The sequence below is a fragment of the Cyanobium sp. BA20m-14 genome (assembly GCF_024346295.1).
In genome coordinates this window covers 1-5,167 of record NZ_JAGQCR010000223.1, presented here as the reverse complement: position 1 = coordinate 5,167, position 5,167 = coordinate 1, and the positions used below count along the sequence as shown (strand labels likewise).

The window sequence follows — 5,167 nt, the reverse complement described above, 5'->3', positions numbered from 1 at the left end:
CGCGCCTGGGAGTATGCCCGCAGCGGCAATGTCACCTCGATCCGCTTTGAGGGGCGGCGAGTGCATGCCCGAGTGCAGGGCACCGACGAAGAGCCTTACAAGGTGAAGCTCTGGCTCGACGTGCTCCACGACGACGACTGGAACTACGTGCTCGACGCCCTCACCCAGAAGGCGCGCTGGTCGGCCCAGCTGCTGGCCGGCGTCATGCCCCAGGACATAGAGCGCGCCTTCGCGGCCAGCGGCAAGCGCCTGTTTCCGTTCAAGTTGCAGGAGGTGCGCAGCGAGTGCAGCTGCCCCGATAAGGCCAACCCCTGCAAGCACGTCAGCGCCGTCTACTACCTGATGGGCGATCGCTTCAGCGAAGACCCCTTCGTGTTGTTCCAGCTGCGCGGCCGCACCCGGGCCCAGCTGCTGGCCGACCTGGCCAAGCGGCGGCGCAAGGCGCTGGCAAAACAGGCCAGACAGGCTGCCGCCAAACAGGGCTCCCAGCCGGGCGCCGCAGTGGCGCTGCAGCCGGTGCATCCAGCCATCAAGGACCCAAACCGCTGGTGGCGCTACGGCGCAGCCCTCGATTCGGATCTGGTGGTGATCACACCAGCCCTGGAGGGCGACACCGGCCTCGATGCCGCCGGTCCCCTGCCCCTGGCAGAAGAACCCCGCTTCCCCGAGGCCAATCTCCACTTCCTGGAGCACCTCAAGGCCCACGGCCAGCAGCTGGCGGCCCTGGCCATGGCCAAGGCCATGGGCCCGGCCAACGGTGATGACAGCTGAGCTCCCCAGCCCGCCCCCCTGGCTGACGCCGGCGGCCCAAAGCCTGGCCCTGTGCCTGCTCAGCAATTACCAGCGCGCCTTCGGCACCCCTCTGATCGCCGGCCTAGCCGCCGACGCCTCGCCCCAGCTGGTGGCCCAGGAGCTGTTTGCCGCCGAGCTGGTGCTGCTGGCCCATGACGGCGCCGATCCCAGCAGCGAGCCAGGGCCAAGACTGATCTATGCCAACCGGGCGGCCCTGCGCCTATGGCTGCGCCCCTGGCCCGAGCTGGTGGGTATGCCGTCGCGGCTCACCGCCGAGCCCGCCGAGCGGGCCAGCCGCCGCCAGGCGTTGGTGGCAGCCCAAGCCAAAGAAGCGATCTCGGGCTACCGGGGCATCCGCATCGACAGCCGCGGCCGCCGCTTTGCCATCGAAGCCGCCCGCCTCTGGACCCTGCGCGATAGCTCAGGCCAGCCCTGCGGCCAGGCCGCCCGCTTCAGCCGCTGGTGGCTGTTGTGATGCACCCAGCTGTTGTGAAGGCAAACCTGTTGTGATCGCCGCCATCCCAGCGCCGCCACCCCAACTACCCGCCGAGCTGCGGCCCCTGCTCACAACCCTGCAGCAACGGGGTTTTCAGGTGCGGCTGGCCCCGCCGCCAGTACGCGGCGCCTACGGGCTGTTCCAAGCCAAAACGCGCACCCTCTGGATCGCGCCGGTGGCCTTCGAGCTGGGCATCGGCCGGCAGGTGTTCCTGCATGAGGCCATTCACGCAGCCCAGAGCTGTCCCACCGGCGTGCTGCAGCCCTTGGGCTGGAGCGTGCGGCTCAACCCGGTGGTGGAGCAGGAGATCAGCGGCATCCTCACCACCCGCTACCACCACGGCAACCGGCAACTGGAGCGGGAAGCCTTCAGCGTGCAGGGCCATCCCGACGCCATCGGCCGGGTGATCGCCGCCTTAAAGCAGCGCTGCCGGTTGCCCCTACCTGCCAGTGGTGCCAACCGAACGGGGCCGTAAGGGCCGAACCAAAACGGGCGGTCTACCCCCTGCCGTCGCCCGGCTGGCCGCAGCACATTGGCTGTGTCCCGGAGAACATCCGATGCTCACCCTGCACCAACATCCCTTCGAGTTACTCGAGCAACAACTGCGCGCTGCCGAGCGTCCCGCCGCCGAGCGAGTGCCGGCCGCCGAGGTGCACGAAACCGACGACGCCTATGTAATCGCCCTTGAGCTTCCCGGTGTCGATAAGACCTCGATCGACGTCAAGGCCACCGACCGCAGCCTGGTGATCAACGCCGAGCGCCGCCAGCCAAGCCCCGATGCCTCTTCCCCGGTCGCCAAACAGACCTCCTTGATCAGCGAATTCCGCTACGGCACCTGGAGCCGCAGCTTCCGCTTCCCCGGCGGCATCAACCGCGAAAGCCTGCAAGCCCACTACCGCGACGGCCTGCTCACTGTGACGGCACCTAAGGCCCAGAACCTCACCACCGTGCAGGTGCAGGTGGAGGGCTGATCAGGGCCGAGCGGACACGAGAGAGAAGAGAAACCTCCCAGGCCCGGCCCACCCGCCGGGCCTTTTTTGTCGGCGGGCTTCCTACAGTTAGGAAAATCGCGGATCGATCCATGGTTGGTGCCGTCGCAACCGCAGTCCGGCTCAGCCTGCAATGCGAGCCGATCGGCCCGGACACCACCACGATCCGCTCGCTCGACTGGGACCGCAGCCGCTTTGATATTGAGTTTGGCCTGCGCAACGGCACCACCTACAACAGCTTCCTGGTGCGGGGCGAGCGCACCGCCCTGATCGATACCAGCCACCTCAAATTTGAAGGCAGCTGGCTGCCGCTGCTGCAGGAGCTGATCGACCCCAAAGCAATCGATCACCTGATCGTGAGCCACACCGAGCCCGACCACTCGGGACTGATAGGCCACCTGCTCGAGCTCAACCCCGAGATCGAGATCGTGGGCTCCAAGGTTGCGATCCAGTTTCTTGAGAATCAGGTGCACCGGCCCTTCAAAAGCCGGGCGGTAAAAAGCGGCGAAGAGCTCGATCTGGGCACCAACCCCACCAGTGGCGTGGCCCACCGCTTCGAGTTTCTCAGCGCTCCAAACCTGCACTGGCCCGACACGATCTTTTCCTTCGACCACGGCACCGGCATCCTCTACACCTGCGATGCCTTTGGCCTGCACTACTGCTCCAAGGAGCTGTTCGACACCGATCCCGGCGCCATAGCCCCAGATTTTCGCTTCTATTACGACTGCCTGATGGGCCCCAACGCTCGCAGCGTGCTGCAGGCGATGAAGCGCATGGATGGGTTGCCCGAGATCACCACGGTGGCGGTGGGTCATGGGCCCTTGCTGCGCCATCACCTCGGCCTCTGGCTGGATGACTACCGAACCTGGAGCAGTGAGCGCAGCACGGGCGAAAACTATGCGGCAGTTTGCTATCTGAGCCAATACGGCTTCTGCGACCGCCTCAGCCAGGCGATTGCCCGCGGCATCGGCAAGGCCGGCGCCGCAGTGCAGCTGGTGGATCTGCGCGCCACCGACGCCCAGGAGCTCAGTGCCCTGATCGGTGAAGCCAGTGCCGTGGTGGTACCCACCTGGCCAGCCCGGCCCGATGCCGAGCTGCAAGCTTCGATCGGAACCTTGTTAGCGGCCCTCAAACCGAAGCAGTGGGTGGGCAGCTACGACGCCTTCGGCGGCAACGACGAGCCGATCGACACCGTGGCCAGCCAGTTGCGCAGCCTCGGCCAGAAGACCGCCTTTGAACCGCTGCGGGTGCGCCAGGTGCCTGGCGGCAACGACTATCAGCGCTGCGAGGAAGCCGGCACCGACCTAGGCCAGCTGCTAACCAAGGAGAAGACAATCGCCGCGATGAAGTCTCTAGATGCCGATCTCGACAAGGCCCTGGGGCGCCTCTCCGGGGGGTTGTATGTGGTGACGGCGCGGCAGGAGACACCGGAGGGCACGCGCAGCTCAGCGATGGTGGCCAGCTGGGTGAGCCAGGCAAGTTTCGAGCCCCCCGGCCTCACGGTGGCGGTAGCCAAAGACCGGGCCATCGAGGCGCTGCTGCAGGTGGACGATCGCTTCGTGCTCAACATCCTGCGGGAGGACAACCACCAGGAGCTGCTGCGCCATTTCCTCAAGCGCTTCCCGCCCGGAGCCGACCGCTTCGCCGGGGTAAGCACCCTCGAGGGCGCCGCCACGGGCGGCCCGGTGCTCGGTGATGCCCTGGCCTACCTGGGCTGCCGCGTGGTGCAACGCCTCGAGGGCCCCGACCACTGGATCATTTACGCCGAGGTGGAGCAGGGGAACGTGGCCGACACCGAAGCCAGCACCGCCGTGCACCACCGCAAAGTCGGGAACCACTACTGATGGGCAGCCCTGCCGAGCCCGGCCCCAGCCGACGCGTCATCCAGCTCCCCATCGAGCCGGGGCTGATCTGCCTCAAGGGGCTGAGCCCCAACCGGCTGCGCTTCGAGGTGGAATACGGCCTGGAGCGCGGCACCACCGCCAACAGCTTCCTGTTCCAGGAGGTGCCCCTGCTGGTCCATCCCCCCGGCGGCTCCTTTGCCGAGCCCTTCCTGGCAGAGCTGGCGAAGCTGGTGCCGGCCGAGGCCCCCTTGAAGGTGGTGGTGGGTCACGTCAACCCCAATCGGGTAGCCCTGTTGCACCAACTGGCGGCCCGCTGGCCCAACCTGCTGCTGGTGAGCTCCAACACCGGCGCCAAGCTGCTCGCAGAGCTTTGGAACCTGCAGAAACCGGTCGCCCCCGGCAGCGAGACAACCCCCGAGCCGATCCCAGCGCTACCTCGGATCGATGTGGTGAAGCAGGAGGCCAGCCGCAACCTCGTCGACGGCCACGTGCTGCGCCTGATTCCCACCCCCACCCCCCGCTGGCCCGGGGCGCTGATGGCCTTCGAGGAGACCAGCGGCCTGCTGATGAGTGGCAAGTTTTTCGCGGCCCACCTCTGCAGCGAGAGCTTCGCTGAGGCCAACCGCAGCAGCAGTGAGGAAGACCGCCGCTACTTCTACGACTGCCTTATGGCACCGATGGCGCGCCAGGTGGAGTCGGTGGTGGAGCGGCTCGAAGCCCTCGACATCCGCACCATTGCGCCCGGCCACGGGCCGGCGATCAGCGAGAGCTGGCGCAGCCTCCTCAACGACTACCACCGCTGGGGCGCAACCCAGGAGCGGGCGCGCCTATCGGTGGCACTGCTGTTTGCCAGCGCCTACGGCAACACGGCCGCCATCGCCGATGCCCTCGCCCAGGGGGTCGCCCGTACCGGCGTGCGGGTGGAGAGCATCAACTGCGAGTTCACGCCACCTGAGCAGCTGCTGGCGGCGATCCGCAGCTGCGATGCGATTTTGATCGGCTCTCCCACCCTTGGCGGCCATGCCCCCACACCGATCGTGTCAGCC

At 67.2% G+C, this 5,167-nt stretch carries 5 protein-coding genes and 1 pseudogene; all 6 read left to right on the top strand.

Going from position 1 to position 5,167, the window contains the following annotated elements:
* A partial coding sequence (locus tag KBZ07_RS15975; protein ID WP_254932533.1) for an SWIM zinc finger family protein occupies nucleotides 1-771 on the top strand: 771 nt, incomplete at its 5' end.
* The gene (locus KBZ07_RS15970; protein ID WP_254932532.1) at nucleotides 761-1,267 is read left to right on the top strand and encodes an MEKHLA domain-containing protein; all 507 of its coding nucleotides are present in this window, start codon (nucleotides 761-763) and stop codon (nucleotides 1,265-1,267) included. The genes KBZ07_RS15975 and KBZ07_RS15970, both read left to right, overlap by 11 nt.
* 31 nt (nucleotides 1,268-1,298) lie before the next feature.
* Nucleotides 1,299-1,763, top strand: coding sequence for a hypothetical protein (locus KBZ07_RS15965; RefSeq protein ID WP_254932531.1), 465 nt, complete (start codon nucleotides 1,299-1,301; stop codon nucleotides 1,761-1,763).
* A gap of 82 nt (nucleotides 1,764-1,845) precedes the next feature.
* On the top strand, nucleotides 1,846-2,259 hold the full coding sequence (locus KBZ07_RS15960) for an Hsp20/alpha crystallin family protein (protein ID WP_254932530.1): 414 nt from the start codon (nucleotides 1,846-1,848) through the stop codon (nucleotides 2,257-2,259).
* A 110-nt stretch (nucleotides 2,260-2,369) separates the two neighbouring features.
* Nucleotides 2,370-4,121 carry a diflavin flavoprotein gene (locus KBZ07_RS15955; RefSeq protein ID WP_254932529.1) on the top strand — a complete coding sequence of 584 codons (1,752 nt, stop codon included), beginning with the start codon at nucleotides 2,370-2,372 and terminating at the stop codon, nucleotides 4,119-4,121.
* Nucleotides 4,121-5,167, top strand: a pseudogene (locus KBZ07_RS15950) (flavin oxidoreductase); the annotation flags it as partial. The gene KBZ07_RS15955 and the pseudogene KBZ07_RS15950, both read left to right, overlap by 1 nt.

Coding starts and splice junctions, on each gene's coding strand:
- KBZ07_RS15970 (WP_254932532.1), top strand. CDS start 761: ATGACAGCTGAGCTCCCCAGCCCGCCCCCCTGGCTGACGCCGGCGGCC.
- KBZ07_RS15960 (WP_254932530.1), top strand. CDS start 1,846: ATGCTCACCCTGCACCAACATCCCTTCGAGTTACTCGAGCAACAACTG.
- KBZ07_RS15955 (WP_254932529.1), top strand. CDS start 2,370: ATGGTTGGTGCCGTCGCAACCGCAGTCCGGCTCAGCCTGCAATGCGAG.